Origin of the sequence: Kocuria sp. 2SI (assembly GCF_005502825.1) — a bacterium.
In the GTDB taxonomy this organism is placed as follows: Bacteria; Actinomycetota; Actinomycetes; order Actinomycetales; family Micrococcaceae; genus Kocuria; species Kocuria palustris.
On record NZ_SCNB01000003.1, the window covers coordinates 88,296 to 104,641 of the forward strand.

Here is a 16,346-nt window from a genome sequence, read left to right on the forward strand (position 1 = left end):
TCTACGCTCCCATCCCCGATCCCAGATCCCGGCCGCCGCGGCGGCCCCGAGAGGAGACGCACCATGACCCGTCCGCGCATCCTGGTCCTCAACGGCCCCAACCTGAACATGCTCGGCACGCGCGAGCCCGAGATCTACGGCAGCCAGACCCTGGCTGATATCGAGGCCCTGGTCGCTCAGCGCGCCCAAGAGCTGGGCGCCGAGGTCGACTTCCGCCAGTCCAACCTCGAGGGCGAGCTGATCGACGCCCTCCAGCAGGCCCGCGGGAGCCGTGTGGGCTGCGTTCTCAACGCCGCCGGGCTGACCCACACCTCGGTCAGCCTCCACGACGCCGTCAAGGCCTCCGAGCTGCCCACGGTCGAGGTCCACCTGTCCAACCCGCACGCCCGCGAGGACTTCCGCCACGTGTCCTTCCTCTCGCCGATCGCGGACGCCGTGATCGCCGGCGCCGGGGCGCAGGGCTATCTCTACGCCGTGGACCTGCTGATGACCCGCTACGGACGGGGCGCAGACGCATGAGCGAGCGCACGCTGCTGCTGGGGCTGATCGGCGACGACATCGCCCTGTCCCGCACTCCCCCCATGCACGAGGCCGAGGGCCTGGCACAGGGCCGCCCCACCATCTATCGGCGCCTGGACACCCTGCGCTCGGGGCTGAAGGGCCGGCCGCTCGCGGAGATCCTGCACGCGGCCAGGGACCTGGGCTTCGACGGGCTGAACATCACGCACCCGCACAAGCGCGCCGTCGTCGAGCTGCTCGACGAGATCGACGACGACGTGCGCCGCCTGGGCGCGGCCAACACCGTCGTGATCCGGGAGGACGGGACGCTCGTCGGGCACAACACCGACGTCTCCGGGTTCCGCAGCGGGTTCCTGGAGGGTCTCCCGGATGCCGAGACCGGGACGGTCGTGCAGATCGGCACCGGCGGGGCGGGCACCTCGGTGGCCTCGGCCCTGGTCGGGATGGGCGTGCAGCGCCTTCTGGTCAGCGACCTGGACCCCGTGCGGGCCCAGGAGCTCGTGGCTTCGCTCAACCGCGGGGCCGGCCGCCAGGCGGCAGAGGCGCTGCCCCAGGATCAGCTCGAGCCCGCGCTGCAGGCATGCGACGGCGTCGTCAACGCGACCCCCATGGGCATGCCCGCCCACCCCGGGACTTCCTTCGATACCGGCCTGCTCAGCCCGCGGCAGTGGGTCGCGGAGATCGTCTACATGCCGCTGCGCACGCAGCTGCTCGAGGAGGCCGCCCAGCGCGGCTGCCGCACCCTCGACGGCGGCCGCATGGCGGTCTTCCAGGCCGTCGACGCCTTCCGGCACTTCACCGGGCTGGAGCCCGACGTCCAGCGGATGCGCGAGGCCTTCCTGCTGGCCAGCTCCTGAGCCGCGCGGGCCGCAGGGAGCGGATTTCCCTTCCCCCCGCGGATGCCCTTACACTGGTCGGGTTGCGCGCGACGCGAGTCGGCGCAATCGGGATGTGGCGCAGCTTGGTAGCGCGCCTCGTTCGGGACGAGGAGGTCGCAGGTTCAAATCCTGTCATCCCGACCATGTGATGTCTCAGGACATCGCAACGGCCGGATCCGCCGCAGCGCGGATCCGGCCGTTCGTCATTCCGGTGTCGGACTCGCGGGTCTGAGCTTCATCCTCGTCGGAGCGGCTGCCGTCATGAACATCATCGAGTTCTAGGCCCGCTCCGCCGATCGCTCGACCGGGGCCGCCGACGCCCCCGGCTGACTAGCATGTCGCCATGCACACCGCTCTGCTGCTCGTCGGCATCGTCGTCACGGTCCTCGCCGGCACTTCCCTGAGCGAGCGGCTGCGGCTCCCCGCACCCATGGTCCTCATCGTCCTGGGCGTGATCGGCTCGTTCCTGCCCTTCGTCCCGGTGATCGAGCTCGGCCCGGAGCTCGTGCTCGTGGGGCTGCTCCCGCCCCTGCTGTACTCCTCCGCGCTGCAGACCTCGATCATCGACATCAAGGCGAACCTGACCTCGGTGATCCTGCTGTCCGTGACGGCCGTGGTCGTCACCACGTTCACCGTCGGATGGACGCTGCACGCCCTCGTGCCGGACATCCCCTGGCCGGTCGCGCTCGCCCTGGGTGCGGCAGTGGCCCCTCCGGACGCCGTCTCCGCCAGCGCCGTGGCTCGCCGCATCGGGCTGCCCCTCCAGATCGTCACGGTGCTCGAGGGCGAGTCCCTGCTCAACGACGCCACCGCCCTGGTCAGCCTGCGCACGGCGATCGCCGCCATCACGGGTGCCGTCGCCGTCGGCTCGATCTCCCTGGACTTCCTCATCGCCGCCGGCGGGGGCATCCTGCTCGGGCTGGCCGTGGCCGTCGTCGTGAACCTGCTGCGCCGGCGCATCCACGACCCCCTGATCGACACGGGGCTCTCGTTCGTCGTCCCGTTCCTGGCCTACCTGGCGGCCGAGGAGATCCACGCCTCCGGAGTGATCTCGGTGGTCGTCGCCGGCCTGCTCATCGGGCACAAGGCGCCCGTGGTCCAGACCTCCGGATCCCGGATCACCGAGCGCGTCACCTGGTCCACCGTGGCGTTCCTGCTGGAGCACGCGGTCTTCCTGCTGATCGGCATGCAGGTGGTCTCCATCATCACGGGCCTGGACGGCACCGTCCCCTGGTCGCGCGTGGTGCTCGCATGCGCAGGCGTGCTCGCCGCGGTGATCCTGACGCGCATGGCCTGGGTGCTGCTGACCCAGTGGCTACGCGGCCTGTGCCAGGCCCCGCAGGAGCGGGAGCCGTGGTCGCACGCGATCATCACGGGCTGGGCGGGGATGCGCGGCGTCGTCACGATCGCCGCCGTGTTCATCATCCCGGCCGATGTCCCCCACCACGACCTGCTGGTGCTATGCGCGCTCGTGGTGGTGCTGGGAACCCTCTACCTGCAGGGCCTGTCCCTGCCCTGGCTGACCCGCGCGCTGGGGGTCAGGCCCAACAACCCCGCCGTGGACGCGCTGGCCCGGGCCACCCTGCTGCAGCAGGCGAGCGAGGCAGGTCTGCACGAGCTCGATCGGTGCGACCACCACGAGGACCACGGTGTGGCCGAGTCCATCCGCGCCCGCCTGGACCAGCGCACCTTCGCGGCCTGGGAGCGGCTGTCCACCCGCACCGGGGAGGAGTCCCCGTCGGAGGCCTACACCCGGCTGCGGCTGAGCATGATCGCCGCCGAGCGCCAGCGCGTGCTGGAGACCGGGGGGGGGGGGGTGGGGAGGCCAGGTGCCCTCCCACGTGGTCCGCGAGGTCCTGGGCATGCTCGATCTCGAGGAGTCCATGCTGGACTCCGGCGCCGAGGCGCGCGAGGAGATCGTGGCCACCGGCGACGGCCAGGGCGGCACCTGCGACGAGCTCGCCGCCCAGCCCTCGGTGAGCCCGCATGCCGACGACGACGCCGTGTGCCGCGCCTGTCTGGAGCAGGGCACCCATCCGGTGGCCCTGCGCCGCTGCCTGACCTGCGGCGAGATCGGCTGCTGCGACTCCTCGGTCGGCCAGCACGCGAACGCGCACTTCCGCGCCACCGGCCACCCCGTGATGCAGTCGGCCGAGCCCGGCGAGACCTGGCGCTGGTGCTACGTGCACAGCACCACCGCCTGAACCGATCCCGACGCATCCGGCGCTCGTCGGAGCCTCCTCCGTCGTCCTGGAACCCCGTCCTGCCCGAGCACTGGAGCCGCCATGTCCACCCCGCCCCCGTCCCAGCCCACGACCTCCGAGCCGGACCGGCCCGTCGAGCCGCAGCCGGCGATCCTGCTCGTCTCGGCCCTTCACGGCGAGGTGCTGGCCCGGCAGTTCCGCCGCTACGCCCACGAGTACGACGTCCGCGCGGTGGACTCCCAGCCTGCGCTGAGCGCGGACCTGGAGGAGCTCGAGGCCCAGGGCTCGCCCGTGGCGCTTCTTGTCCTGGACACCTCCCCCGAGACCGAGGACCAGGACTGGTCGCAGACCTTCGCGTCGCTGAAGTCCGTGCGCACGGCCGTGCCCACGGCGCGGCGGATCGCGGTCACCGCCTGGTCCAGCTTCATGCCCCACGTGCAGCTGCTGCGGCACAAGGTGGCCATGGGCGTCGTCGATGCCCACCTGCTGCTGCCGCGCGGGCAGCGCGACGAGGAGTTCCACTCGGCGATCGTCGACCTGCTCAACGACTGGGTCGCCACGACCGGCAGGCCGCAGGTGGAGACCTTCTCGATCGTGGCCCCGCCGGGGCACCCGATCGCCCGGCAGCTGCAGGACCACCTGTATCGGATGGGCACTCCGCACGGGATGCACTCCCCGGATTCCGAGACCGGACGGCGGATCCTGGCCGAGACGGAGGAGGAGATCCGCTGGCCCATGATCAGCGCCTCGGGCCTGCCAGCCGAGCACTGCCCTTCGGCCCGCCACCTCGCCCGGAGGCTCTCGGCGAATCACGCCCTCACGGTCGAGCAGCTGCCCGATGAGCTCGATGTCATCATCGTGGGCGCGGGACCCGCCGGGCTCGCAGCGGCCGTCTATGCGGCCAGCGAGGGACTGAGCACGCTCGTGCTCGAATCCGACGCCGTCGGCGGCCAGGCCGGCACGAGCTCGATGATCCGCAACTACCTGGGCTTCCCGCGCGGCATCTCGGGCATGCGCCTGACGTCGCGGGCGCGCACCCAGGCGCTGCGCTTCGGCGCAGTGATCCGCACCGGCTGGCCGGTCGAGCGCCTGGAGCCCGGGATCGACGGAGACCTGCACACCGTGCACACCGAATCCGAGGCCCTGCGCGCACGCACCGTCCTGATCGCCAGCGGGGTCAGCTACCGCCGGCTCGGCGTCGACTCCCTCGAGCAGCTGGTCGGCCACGGCGTCCACTACGGCGCCGCGATGGCCTCGGCCCCGGAGATGGAGGGCCAGGACGTCGTGGTGGTCGGCGGAGGGAACAGCGCCGGGCAGGCCGCAGTGCACCTGGCACGATTCGCCCGCTCCGTCACGATCGTCGTGCGCAGGCCCGGGCTCGGAGAGACCATGTCGCAGTATCTGATCACCGAGATCGAGGCGAACCCCCGGATCGAGGTCCAGGGCGGGACCCGAGTGGTCGACGGCGGCGCCGAGGAGGGAGAGCTGTCCTGGGTCGAGCTCGAGGAGATCGCCACCGGGCAGCGCCGGCACCAGGAGGTCGGCGGGCTCGTCCTCCTGCTGGGGGCGGCCCCGCACTGCGACTGGCTTCCCGCGGCCGTGTGCCGGGACGAGCGGGGCTTCGTGCTCACCGGCAGGGACGTCCCGGCCGACCACTGGCTGCAGGACGTCCCGCCTGCGCAGCTGTCCACCGCGGTGCCGGGCGTGCTGTGCGCCGGCGACGTGCGTGCGGGATCCATGAAGCGCGTCGCCTCGGCCACCGGCGAGGGAGCTGCGGCGGTGTCGCTGATCCACGAGCACCTCTCGGCCCCGCCCGAGCGGCGCTGAGAAGACCCAGGGAAACGTTGAGCGGCCCCTCCATGGGCAGAAGGGGCCGCTCGTCGTTCCACCTCAGGGACCTGCTCCGCGCCGTCCTGCGAGGGGATCCAGTCCTCGCGCGGCTGTCCGGAGTCGAGGCGGTGGGGAGAGCACCGGTCCTCGACAAGTCCTTCAGGAGCGACACCGACACGGACTCCGCGCTGCGCCCTGGATCCGGAAGGTGGAACTTCCCGGGAGCGCGGCGAGGAGTTCCTCACCGAGTCGTCAGCCGCGTCTGGTCGTCACGGCTTTCGCTCACCACTAGTATCCGACGAGTCCATGCCTTCGCACTATGGACTTTGGTCCAGGTTCTCGGGATTTTCTGGCGGACCCCGGGATCCGAGCCGCCGGAGGGGACCCGATCAGTCGACGGCGTCGACCTCCAGGAAGGGCCCCTGGGGGCTGAAGCTGCGCCCCGTGAGCCGCTCGAACGCCTCGATGTAGCGGGCCCGCGTGGGCTCCACGACATCGGCCGGCAGCGCGGGCGCCAGCCCCTCGCCGTTCCAGCCGGAGGCCTCGCTGTGCAGCCAGTCGCGCACGTACTGCTTGTCGAACGACGGCTGCGAGCGCCCCGGCTGCCAGGTCTCGGCATCCCAGAACCGGGAGGAGTCCGGTGTCAGGACCTCATCCCCCAGAGTGATGGCCCCGCGGTAGGAGTCCAGGCCGAACTCGAGCTTGGTGTCGGCCAGGATGATCCCCCGCTCGCGCGCGATCGCCTCGGCGCGGGCGTAGATCTGCAGGCTCAGCTCGCGCAGCCGCTCCGAGACGGCCGTGCCCATGCCCTCGGACATCTCCTCGAAGGTGATGGGGAGGTCGTGCTCGCCGACCTCCGCCTTGCCCGTGGGCGTGAAGATGGGCTCCTCGAGCCGCGAGCCGTCCTCCAGCCCCTCGGGAAGGGCCACGCCGCAGATCTCGCCGTCGCGGCGGTAGTCCTTGAGCCCGGAGCCGGTCAGATAACCGCGCACGATGCACTCGACCGGGAACATCGAGAGGTTCTTGCAGATCACCGCCCGTCCGCGGACCTCCTCCGGGACATCGGTGCTCCACAGGTGGTTGGGGACCTCGCTGAGCTGCTCGAACCACCACAGCGACAGCTGGGTCAGCACGACTCCCTTGTCCGGGATCTCGGTGGGCAGGACCTGGTCGAAGGCCGAGATGCGGTCGGTGGCCAGCACCAGCACGCTGCCCGCCCGGTACTCGGCGTCATCGCCGACGGACGCGCCCGTGGCCGCCATGTGCTCGTCCTCGGGGACGTAGAGCTCGCGGACCTTGCCGGAGTAGATGTGCCTCCAGCCCGGCAGCTCGGGCGGGGCGGGGTGGCCGGGGAACTCGGGATGCTCCGGTCGACGCTCGCCCTGGGCGGCGGCAGCTGCCGTCGGAACTGCAGGGGCCGGTGCCGCAGCCTCGTCCTCGGCCTGCGCGCGCGCCTGCGCTCGCAGGGCGCCCTCGGCGATGTCGGTGCGGTGCTGCGAGCCCTCCAGCCGGATCAGCTCCACGCCCTGATAGGCACGGGCCCGGGCCTGAGCCAGGTCATCGCCCAGGGCCACGACCGAGAGCACGCGGCCTCCCGAGCTGAGCACGGCCCCGTCCTGGGCGCCGGTGCCGTGCGCCGTGCCCGCATGGATGACCTCGACGCCCTCGAGCGCCTCCGCGTCCTCGATGCCGGTGATCGGATCGCCGGTGCGCACGGTGCCCGGGTAGCCGGCCGAGGCCACGACCACATTGACGGAGCTGCGCGGGCTCCAGCGCAGCGGCAGGGGGCCGTCGTCGGGCGAGGCCTGTTCCTGGGCCAGCCGCCCCTGGGCCGCAGCCTTCAGCAGCTGGCCCAGCGGCGAGACGAGCCGCGCCAGCACGGATTGGGTCTCGGGGTCGCCGAAGCGCACGTTGAACTCGATGACCTTCAGGCCCTCGGAGGTCACGGCCAGGCCGCAGAACAGCACGCCGTTGAACGGGGTTCCGCGGCGGGCCATCTCCTCGAGCACCGGACGGGCCACGGTCGCCACGACCTCGTCGGCGAAGCCTGCCGGAAGCCACGGCAGCGGCGTGTAGGCGCCCATGCCTCCGGTGTTGGGGCCCTCGTCGCCGTCGAAGATGCGCTTGAAGTCCTGGGCGGGCGTCAGGGCCACGGCCTCGGTGCCGTCGCAGATCACGAACAGCGAGACCTCGGGGCCGTCCAGGAACTGCTCGATCACCACGGTCGAGCCCGCCTCGAGGCAGGCCAGCGCGTGGGCCGCGGCCGCCTGGCGGTCCTCCGTCACCACGACGCCCTTGCCCGCGGCCAGGCCGTCGTCCTTGACCACGTGCGGAGCGCCGAACGCGTCGAGGGCGTCCTGGACCTGCTGCTCGGTCGTGCAGGTCCGGGCCTGGGCCGTGGGCACCCCGGCCTTGTCCATGACCTCCTTGGCGAAGGCCTTGGAGCCCTCGAGCCGTGCGGCCTCGGCCGACGGCCCGAACACGTCGATGCCCTCGGCGCGCAGGGCGTCGGCCACTCCCGCCACGAGCGGGGCCTCAGGGCCGACGACTACCAGGTCCGCGCCGATCGTCCGCGTCAGGGCGAGGACCGAAGCCGGATCCTGGGGGTCGACCGGATGGACCGGCACCTCCCGGGAGATCCCGGCGTTGCCGGGGGCTGCGTGCACCTCCCTCACGGCCGGATCTCGCAGGATGGTGCGGACGATGGCGTGCTCTCGACCGCCTGAGCCGATGACCAGAATCTTCACGGGGCCAGCCTAGTGCCCACCCGGGGCCGGGTGCGCGGGCCCGCCCATGCCCGATACTGGGGCCATGACGATGCAGAATCCGAGTCCCGACGAGACCTTCGCCGCCTCCTCCGCCGTGGAGATCGCCCGCCTGCGGCGCAGCGGCTTCGTGGAGACCCGCCACATCGGCTCCGCAGTGGTGACCGGCCCGGACGGCTCCCGGCTGATCAGCCTGGGCGATGTCGACACGCCGATCTTCCCCCGCTCCACTCTCAAGCCGTTCCAGACGATCGCCGCCATGAACTCCGGGGCGATTCTCAGCCTGGGCCAGATCGCGATCGCCTCCGGCTCCCACCGCGCCGACGACGACCAGGTTGCCGCCGTGCGCTCCATCCTCGAGGAGGCCGGCGTGGCGGAGACGGCCCTGCAGTGCCCGGCCGTGGGGCGCCACCGCCCGGAGGAGCAGGACTCGCGCCTGTTCTACAACTGCTCGGGCAAGCACGCGGCCTTCCTGGCGGCATGCGCGGTCAACGACTGGGATCCGCAGACCTATCTGGATCCGCAGCACCCGCTGCAGCAGGAGGTGCTGCGCGTGATCGCCGAGGTCACCGGCGAGCAGCCCTCCCTCGTGGGGGTCGACGGCTGCGGGGCTCCCCTGGCCGCGATCTCGCTGAGCGGACTCGGCAGGGCGTACGCCTCCCTGGGCGCCGCCGCGCGCAACATCCGCGCAGAGGCCCGCATGGCCACAGTCGCCACCGCCATGCTCGACTACCCCGAGTTCGTCGAGGGCCCCGGCCGGTCGAACACCGTGATCATGGAGCAGCTCGACGTCATCGCCAAGCTCGGCGCCGAGGGCGTGCTGGGGCTGGGCACCACCGACGGCTACTCGGTGGCCGTCAAGACCCTCGACGGCTCCGGGCGCATCAACGCGCTCGTGGGCCTGAACCTGCTGATCGCCGTCGGGGCGCTCGACCCCGAGCGGGCCCGGCCCGTGATCGAGGACGCCACCCCGTCCATCACGGGCGCCGAGGCGGTCGTGGGCGGATTCGAGCTGGCCCCCGCCGTCGTCGACGTCCTGCGCGAGCACGGGCAGGAGCCGGTCGAGCCGGCCGGAGACCGGAGGCGCGGCTGATGGCCCGGCGACGAATCGATCCCGCCGACGGCACCCTGGCCGTGGCCGCCTGGCGACGCGACGACGAGCCCCCGCGCAGCACGATCGCCACGGCCGTGCGCTTCACCCTCGAGGAGCTCGCCGAGCGCGCGCCGGGCAACTCGGTGGAGGTGCGCGTTCCGCCCCTGGGCGTGACCCAGTGCATCGAGGGCCCGCGCCACACCCGCGGCACCCCGCCGAACGTGGTCGAGACCGACGCCCGGACGTGGCTCGAGCTAGCCACCGGGCGCCTGAGCTGGGCCGATGCCGTGGCCGATCGCCGAGTGGCGGCCTCCGGGACCCGCACCGATCTCTCGGGCGTCCTGCCGCTGCTCGGGGCCTGAGACGCACGCCTCCCAGCGAGAGGCCTCCGGCGGGATCGCTCGGCCTCCGCGGCCGTTATCCTGAGACCCATGCCCTCCGAAGACTCCCCGACCACCCCGCTCCGCGGCTCCACGGCTCCCGTCGAGGACCAGGAGCAGCTCACGACCCTCAGCCTCCGCCGGGCGCCCAGGGTCTCCGTGTTCCTGGGCACCGGCGCAGCGATCGGCCTGATCGCGGGCATCGTCATCGGCGTGCTGGGATCGGGCAACGTGGAGTTCACGACCACCCAGGTCATCGGCTACATGGCGGTGATCTTCGCACTCCTCGGCATGGCCCTGGGAGCGGTGGCCTACGTGGTCGCCGACCGCATCTCGGTGCGACGAGCCCGGGAGGTGCAGGCTCGCCTGGAGTCCCCCACCGCCGCCCCGAACGACCGATCCGCCGACGTGGGAGACTGAACCCGTGCTGCGACCTGATGGACGACTGACCCACGAGACCTTCGACGACGACAGGGCTCCGCAGGACGAATGCGGGGTCTTCGGCGTCTGGGCCCCCGGCGAGGACGTCGCCAAGCTGACGTACTTCGGCCTGTACGCGATCCAGCACCGCGGCCAGGAGTCCGCGGGGATCGCGACCTCCAACGGCGAGCGCATCAGCGTCTACAAGGACATGGGGCTCGTCTCCCAGGTCTTCGACGAGACGACGCTGAACACCCTGATCGGGCACATGGCCGTCGGGCACTGCCGCTACTCGACCACCGGCGGCTCGACCTGGACCAACGCCCAGCCCACCCTGGGCGCCACGCCCCACGGCACGGTCGCCCTGGCCCACAACGGCAACCTCACGAACTCCGCGGAGCTCTACGACAAGCTCATCGACAAGTCGGGCTTCCCCTCGCGAGGCGAGATGGCCCGGGGCAACACCACGGACACCGCCCTGGTGACCTCGCTGCTGGCCGAGCACCCGCACGACTCCCTCGAGGAGGCCGCGCTGGCGCTGCTGCCGCAGCTCGTGGGCTCCTTCTGCCTGAGCTTCATGGACGAGCACACCCTCTACGCCGCGCGCGACCCGCAGGGCATCCGCCCGCTGGTGCTGGGCCGCCTGGAGCGCGGCTGGGTCGTGGCCTCGGAGACCTCCGCCCTGGACATCGTGGGCGCCTCGTTCGTGCGGGAGGTCGAGCCCGGCGAGTTCATCGCGATCGACGAGGACGGCCTGCGCTCGCACCGCTTCGCCGAGGCCCGCCGGGCCGCCTGCGTCTTCGAGTACGTGTACCTGGCCCGCCCGGACACCGCGATCCACGGCCGCTCGGTCTACGAGTCCCGCGTGGACATGGGCCGAGCCCTGGCCCGCGAGCACCCCGTCGAGGCCGATCTGGTCATGCCCACCCCCGAGTCCGGGACGCCAGCGGCGATCGGCTACGCCGAGGCCTCCGGGATCCCGTTCGGCAACGGCCTGGTCAAGAACTCGTACGTCGGCCGCACGTTCATCCAGCCCTCGGACACGATCCGCCAGCTCGGCATCCGCCTCAAGCTCAACCCGCTGAAGTCCGTGGTCGCGGGCAAGCGGCTGATCGTGGTCGACGACTCCATCGTGCGCGGCAACACCCAGCGCGCGCTGGTGCGCATGCTGCGCGAGGCCGGCGCGGCCGAGATCCACGTGCGCATCTCCTCGCCGCCCATCAAGTGGCCCTGCTTCTACGGCATCGACTTCGCCAATCGCGCGGAGCTGATCGCCAACGGGCTGGCCGTCGATGACATCCGCGCCTCCCTGGGCGCCGACTCCCTGGGCTACATCTCCGAGGACGGCATGATCGAGGCCACCCGGCAGGAGCCCTCCGAGCTGTGCACGGCGTGCTTCTCCGGGCGCTATCCCACCGAGCTGCCCGCAGCCGATGCTCTCGGCAAGTCCGTCGTGGAGGCTCGTCGCGCCCCCTCGGCGCCCCACGGCCGGACTGAGTCCGCAGCCGCCGCGAGCGAGGAGAAGACCGTCGAGGCCTCGGGCGAGCGCATCCGGCTGGCCGACGACGCCGAGCCCTCCTCCGAGGTCGGCTCGTGCGATCCAGGACCCGACTCCGAGCTCGAGGACCTGGTCCTGGAGCAGGACACCCGCACCTCCCACGAGCACAGCTCGTCCCAGCGCTGAGCGCGGCCGTCGGCCCCGCATCGCACACCTCACGACCACCACGCCACCCCAGGAGCATCGTGACCGATCAGAAGAGCACAGACGCGGCCCAGAGCATCACCTACTCCTCGGCCGGCGTCGACGTCGAGGCCGGTGACCGCGCGGTCGAGCTGATGCGCGCCGCCGTCAAGGACACCCACTCGCCCCAGGTCGTCGGCGGGTTCGGCGGCTTCGCCGGGCTGTGGGACGCCTCGGCGCTGACCGGCTACCGCAAGCCGTACCTGGCCTCGTCGACCGACGGCGTGGGCACCAAGGTCGCGATCGCCCAGGCCCTGGACATCCACGACACCATCGGCTGGGACCTGGTGGGCATGGTCGTCGACGACATCGTGGTGGTCGGCGCCGAGCCGCTGTTCATGACCGACTACATCGCCACGGGCAAGGTGGTGCCGGAGCGCATCGCCGATATCGTGCGCGGCATCGCCGCCGCCTGCTCCGCGGCCGGTGCCGCCCTGGTGGGCGGCGAGACCGCCGAGCACCCGGGCCTGCTGCGCCCGGACGAGTACGACGTCGCCGGCGCCACGACCGGCGTGGTCGAGGCCGACGAGCTGCTCGGACCGCACCGCGTGCGCTCGGGCGACGTCCTGATCGCCATGGGCTCCTCGGGCATCCACTCGAACGGCTACTCCCTGGTCCGCCGCGTCCTGGACGTGGCCGGCTGGTCGCTCGAGCGCGAGGTCGAGGAGTTCGGGCGCACCCTGGGCGAGGAGCTGCTCGAGCCCACCCGCGTCTACGCGGCCGACGTCCTGGATCTGGCCCGTTCCTTCCCCGTCAACGGCCCTGACGGCACGACCGGCTCGGGTGTGCGCGGGTTCACCCACGTGACCGGCGGAGGACTGGCCGCCAACCTGGCCCGCGTGCTGCCGCAGGGCACCGTGGCCGTGGTCGATCGCGGGACCTGGTCGGTTCCGCCGGTCTTCCAGCTGATCGGCACCCTGGGCAGCGTCCCGCAGCCCGATCTGGAGCGCACGCTGAACCTGGGCGTGGGCATGATCGCGGTCGTCGATCCGTCCGCGGCCGACTCCGCCCTGGCCCGCCTGCACTCCCGCGGCATGGACGCCTGGATCATGGGCCAGGTCGAGGACCTGCCGGCCGACGGCCTGGGCGGAGGACCGGACTGGGTGCAGGGAGCCAAGGGCGTCGACGGCGGCGCAGTGCACCTGGTCGGCGACTACGCCGGCTGAGCGATCGAGCCCCGCGAGGAGTCGCTCGTGCAGGCCTTCGCGTGCTGAAGCCCTGCACTTGCGACTCCCCGCGGTTGCGCCGGGCCCCTCACGGCCCGCAGTCTCCTGGCCCCGTGATCAGCAGGGATGCGAAGAGCCCCCCCACCGTTCGGTGGGGGGGGCTCTTCGAGTGCCGGTCGCACCGGCTGACCCCTTCGGGAGAGGGGAGGCTCAGCGGCGACGATCGTCGTACTCGTAGCTGTCCTGATCCTCGGAGTGCGAGTCGACCGCGCTGTGCTGGTCGTCCTCGAACGCCGGGTGCCGACTCTCGGTCGGCCCCGACTGCCGCAGCTCGCGCTGCAGTGCGGTGAGGTCGGTGTCGGGGGTGAAGTACTTCATCTCCCGAGCCTGTCGCGTTGCCTTCGCCTTTTGACGGCCGCGCCCCATGAGCGTGACCCCCTCTGTCTCTCGGTTCCGGTCGGCAGCCAGTCGACACACAGTGCTGCCCCGGTGATGTGCGTATGAATCGTGGCCCCAGGGTACACGTTCGAACGCTCCTGGATCGACCCGACCCCACCTGGCAGAGACCTGGCAGTCGCCCCTCCGCGGGAGGAAGGGGCGACCGCCGGGCGGCTGCGGCGTCTGACGATCAGTCGCGCTCGGCGGTGACGACCAGTCCGTCGCTGTCTATGCCCGGATCGACATCCACGCGGACGGTGTCGCCGTCGACGATGTCGCCGGCGAGCAGACCGCGGGCCAGCCGATCGCCGATCTGCTGCTGCACCAGGCGGCGCAGCGGCCGGGCACCGAATGCCGGGTCGAACCCGGCCAGCCCCAGCCACTCGCTGGCCGCCGGGGTCACCTCCAGGCGCAAGCGGCGCGGCTCGAGGCGACGCGCCAGCTCGCGCACCTGGATCTCGACGATGCGCGAGAGGTCCTCGGTGCTCAGCGGATCGAACATGATCGTCTCGTCGAGCCGGTTCAGGAACTCCGGCTTGAACGAGGCATTGACCACGCTCATCACGGCCTCCCGCTTGGCGGTCTCGTCGAGCTCGGGATCCACCAGGAACTGGCTGCCCAGGTTCGAGGTCAGGATCAGGATCGTGTTGCGGAAGTCCACGGTCCGGCCCTGTCCGTCGGTCAGGCGGCCGTCGTCGAGCACCTGCAGGAGGATGTCGAAGACCTCGGGGTGGGCCTTCTCGACCTCGTCGAGCAGCACGACCGAATAGGGCCGGCGCCGCACCGACTCGGTGAGCTGACCGCCCTCCTCGTAGCCCACGTATCCCGGAGGGGCCCCGACGAGACGGGCGACGGAGTGCTTCTCCGAGTACTCCGACATGTCGATGCGCACCAGGGCGCGCTCGTCGTCGAACTGGAACTCGGCCAGCGCCTTGGCCAGCTCGGTCTTGCCCACGCCCGTGGGGCCGAGGAACAGGAAGGAGCCGATCGGGCGGTCGGGGTCGGAGACGCCGGCGCGCGAGCGCCGCACGGCGTCGGCGACCGCCTTCACGGCCTTCTTCTGGCCGATCAGGCGCCGACCCAGGATGGACTCCATCTCGAGCAGCTTCTCCGCCTCGCCCTGCAGCATCTTCCCGGCGGGGATGCCCGTCCAGGCGGAGACCACCTCGGCGATGTCATCGGCGGTGACCTCCTCCGAGACCATGAGCTCGCGATCGGCAGCGGCGTCCTCCTGCTCCTGTGCGCGCTCCAGCTCTTTCTGCAGAGCCGGGATCTCGCCGTAGAGCAGGCGCGAGGCCTCCCCCAGATCGCCGCCGCGCTGGGCGCGCTCGGCCTGCGAGCGCAGCTCATCGATCTGCGCCTTGAGATCGCCCACGCGGTTCAGCCCGGCCTTCTCCTGCTCCCACCGGGAGTTCAGGACATCCAGCTCGGCCTGCTTGTCCGCCTTGTCCTTGCGCAGTGCGGCCAGCCGCTCGACCGAAGCGGGGTCGGTCTCCCCTTCCAGGGCCAGCTCCTCCATGGTCAGGCGGTCCACCTGGCGGCGCAGCTGGTCGATCTCCTCCGGAGCGGAGTCGATCTCCATGCGCAGCCGGGAGGCAGCCTCATCGATCAGGTCGATGGCCTTGTCCGGAAGCTGGCGCTGCGGGATGTACCGGTTGGACAGGCTCGCAGCCGCCACCAGGGCGCTGTCGGCGATCTGGACCTTGTGATGCGCCTCGTAGCGCTCCTTGAGCCCGCGCAGGATCGCGACGGTGTCCTCCACCGACGGCTCCCCCACGAAGACCTGCTGGAAGCGGCGCTCCAGCGCGGCGTCCTTCTCGATGTTCTCGCGGTACTCGTCCAGCGTGGTGGCACCGATCAGGCGCAGCTCGCCGCGGGCGAGCATGGGCTTGAGCATGTTGCCCGCATCCATGGCGCCCTCGGAGCCGCCGCCGGCGCCCACGATGGTGTGGATCTCATCGATGAAGGTGACGATCTGCCCCTCGGAGGCCTTGATCTCATCCAGGACGGCCTTGAAGCGCTCTTCGAACTCGCCGCGGTACTTGGCGCCGGCGATCATGGCACCGATGTCAAGGGCGATCAGGGTCTTGCCGCGCAGCGACTCGGGGACGTCCCCGGCCACCATGCGCTGAGCCAGACCCTCGACGACCGAGGTCTTGCCCACGCCGGGCTCGCCGATCAGCACGGGGTTGTTCTTGGTGCGCCGCGACAGCACCTGGATGACGCGGCGGATCTCGCCGTCGCGCCCGATCACCGGATCGAGCTTGCCCTCGCGGGCGATCGCGGTCAGGTCGGTGCCGTACTTCTCGAGCGCCTGGAAGGTCTGCTCGGGATCCGGCGAGGTCACGCGACGGTCACCGCGCACCTTGGGGATCGTCTCCCGGATGACCGCGGGCGAGGCGCCGGCCGAGGCCAGCAGCTCGGCCGCAGCGCCCTCGCCCTCGGCGATGCCGTAGAGCAGGTGCTCGGTCGAGACGTACTCGTCCCCGAGCTCGCGGGCGAAGGCCTCGGCCGCCTTGACCGCCTGCAGGGCGGCGCGGTTGAACTGGGCCTGGTTGGCAGTGTCGCCAGAGACCGAAGGCAGCGCGCCGAGCTTGGCGGTGACCGCCGCGGCCAGTGCGGCGACGTCCGTGCCTGCGGCCTCCAGGATGGCGACGGCGACGCCGTCGCGCTGCTGGAGCAGCGCGTCCAGCAGGTGCAGAGGCTCGATCTGCGGGTGGCCTCCGGTCGAGGCCGCAGCGGCCGCAGCCGAGACGGCCTCCTGCGAGCGAGTGGTCAGCTGAGTGTCCACAGGTTCCTCCTTGTTCCGGCGCTGCCGCCCGCTGCACTCCTGCGGACCTCGACGCCTCTTGTCTTGTCTTGTCTTGAGTCTACTCCACTCAAGTTTATTGCGCCATAGACCATGGGCACGG

General features: G+C 71.5%; 12 protein-coding genes, 1 tRNA gene and 1 pseudogene. 11 read left to right on the forward strand and 3 right to left on the reverse strand.

Annotated elements, in window-relative coordinates; all coding sequences use genetic code 11:
* Positions 1-63 precede the first annotated feature (63 nt).
* The 6 genes and pseudogenes from aroQ (at position 64) to FFS25_RS02685 (ending at position 5,428) form a co-directional block, all read left to right on the forward strand.
* Entirely contained in the window at positions 64-519 is a 456-nt protein-coding gene (gene aroQ / locus FFS25_RS02665) for a type II 3-dehydroquinate dehydratase (protein ID WP_137801822.1), read from the forward strand.
* Positions 516-1,376: a shikimate dehydrogenase gene (locus FFS25_RS02670; protein ID WP_137801823.1), complete on the forward strand. Its 861-nt coding sequence runs from the start codon at positions 516-518 to the stop codon at positions 1,374-1,376. The genes aroQ and FFS25_RS02670 overlap by 4 nt, the downstream gene beginning before the upstream one ends.
* 88 nt (positions 1,377-1,464) lie before the next feature.
* Positions 1,465-1,541: transfer RNA gene (locus tag FFS25_RS02675), tRNA-Pro, on the forward strand.
* A gap of 199 nt (positions 1,542-1,740) precedes the next feature.
* A pseudogene (locus tag FFS25_RS02680) lies at positions 1,741-3,135 on the forward strand (cation:proton antiporter); the annotation flags it as partial.
* A 91-nt stretch (positions 3,136-3,226) separates the two neighbouring features.
* Positions 3,227-3,601, forward strand: coding sequence for a UBP-type zinc finger domain-containing protein (locus FFS25_RS13985; RefSeq protein WP_349654406.1), 375 nt, complete (start codon positions 3,227-3,229; stop codon positions 3,599-3,601).
* 81 nt (positions 3,602-3,682) lie between these two features.
* A complete protein-coding gene (locus FFS25_RS02685; RefSeq protein ID WP_137801824.1) occupies positions 3,683-5,428 on the forward strand; it encodes an NAD(P)/FAD-dependent oxidoreductase in 1,746 nt (581 codons plus the stop codon).
* A 392-nt stretch (positions 5,429-5,820) separates the two neighbouring features.
* On the opposite strand, the gene purD is transcribed toward FFS25_RS02685, so the two are convergent.
* Positions 5,821-8,178, reverse strand: a complete 2,358-nt coding sequence (purD, locus tag FFS25_RS02690) for a phosphoribosylamine--glycine ligase (RefSeq protein ID WP_137801825.1) — start codon at positions 8,176-8,178, stop codon at positions 5,821-5,823.
* 64 nt (positions 8,179-8,242) lie between these two features.
* Between purD and FFS25_RS02695 the strand changes: the two genes are divergently transcribed.
* From FFS25_RS02695 to purM, 5 genes are all read left to right on the forward strand, one after another.
* Positions 8,243-9,289 (forward strand): asparaginase, encoded by a 1,047-nt coding sequence (locus FFS25_RS02695; RefSeq protein ID WP_137801826.1) that lies wholly within the window; start codon positions 8,243-8,245, stop codon positions 9,287-9,289.
* Positions 9,289-9,651 carry a sterol carrier family protein gene (locus tag FFS25_RS02700; protein WP_006213814.1) on the forward strand — a complete coding sequence of 121 codons (363 nt, stop codon included), beginning with the start codon at positions 9,289-9,291 and terminating at the stop codon, positions 9,649-9,651. Before FFS25_RS02695 ends, FFS25_RS02700 begins: the two co-directional genes overlap by 1 nt.
* Positions 9,652-9,720: 69 nt before the next feature.
* Complete coding sequence (locus FFS25_RS02705; protein ID WP_137801827.1) at positions 9,721-10,089, forward strand: hypothetical protein; 369 nt, start codon at positions 9,721-9,723, stop codon at positions 10,087-10,089.
* A gap of 4 nt (positions 10,090-10,093) precedes the next feature.
* A complete protein-coding gene (gene purF, locus FFS25_RS02710) occupies positions 10,094-11,773 on the forward strand; it encodes an amidophosphoribosyltransferase (protein ID WP_006213816.1) in 1,680 nt (559 codons plus the stop codon).
* A 59-nt stretch (positions 11,774-11,832) separates the two neighbouring features.
* Positions 11,833-12,996 (forward strand): phosphoribosylformylglycinamidine cyclo-ligase, encoded by a 1,164-nt coding sequence (gene purM, locus FFS25_RS02715; protein ID WP_137801828.1) that lies wholly within the window; start codon positions 11,833-11,835, stop codon positions 12,994-12,996.
* Between the two features lie 210 nt (positions 12,997-13,206).
* Here the strand turns inward: purM and FFS25_RS02720 are convergent, their stop codons facing one another.
* Complete coding sequence (locus tag FFS25_RS02720; RefSeq protein WP_137801829.1) at positions 13,207-13,422, reverse strand: DUF3073 domain-containing protein; 216 nt, start codon at positions 13,420-13,422, stop codon at positions 13,207-13,209.
* A 202-nt stretch (positions 13,423-13,624) separates the two neighbouring features.
* Positions 13,625-16,225 (reverse strand): ATP-dependent chaperone ClpB, encoded by a 2,601-nt coding sequence (gene clpB / locus FFS25_RS02725; protein WP_137801830.1) that lies wholly within the window; start codon positions 16,223-16,225, stop codon positions 13,625-13,627.
* Positions 16,226-16,346: the final 121 nt, after the last annotated feature.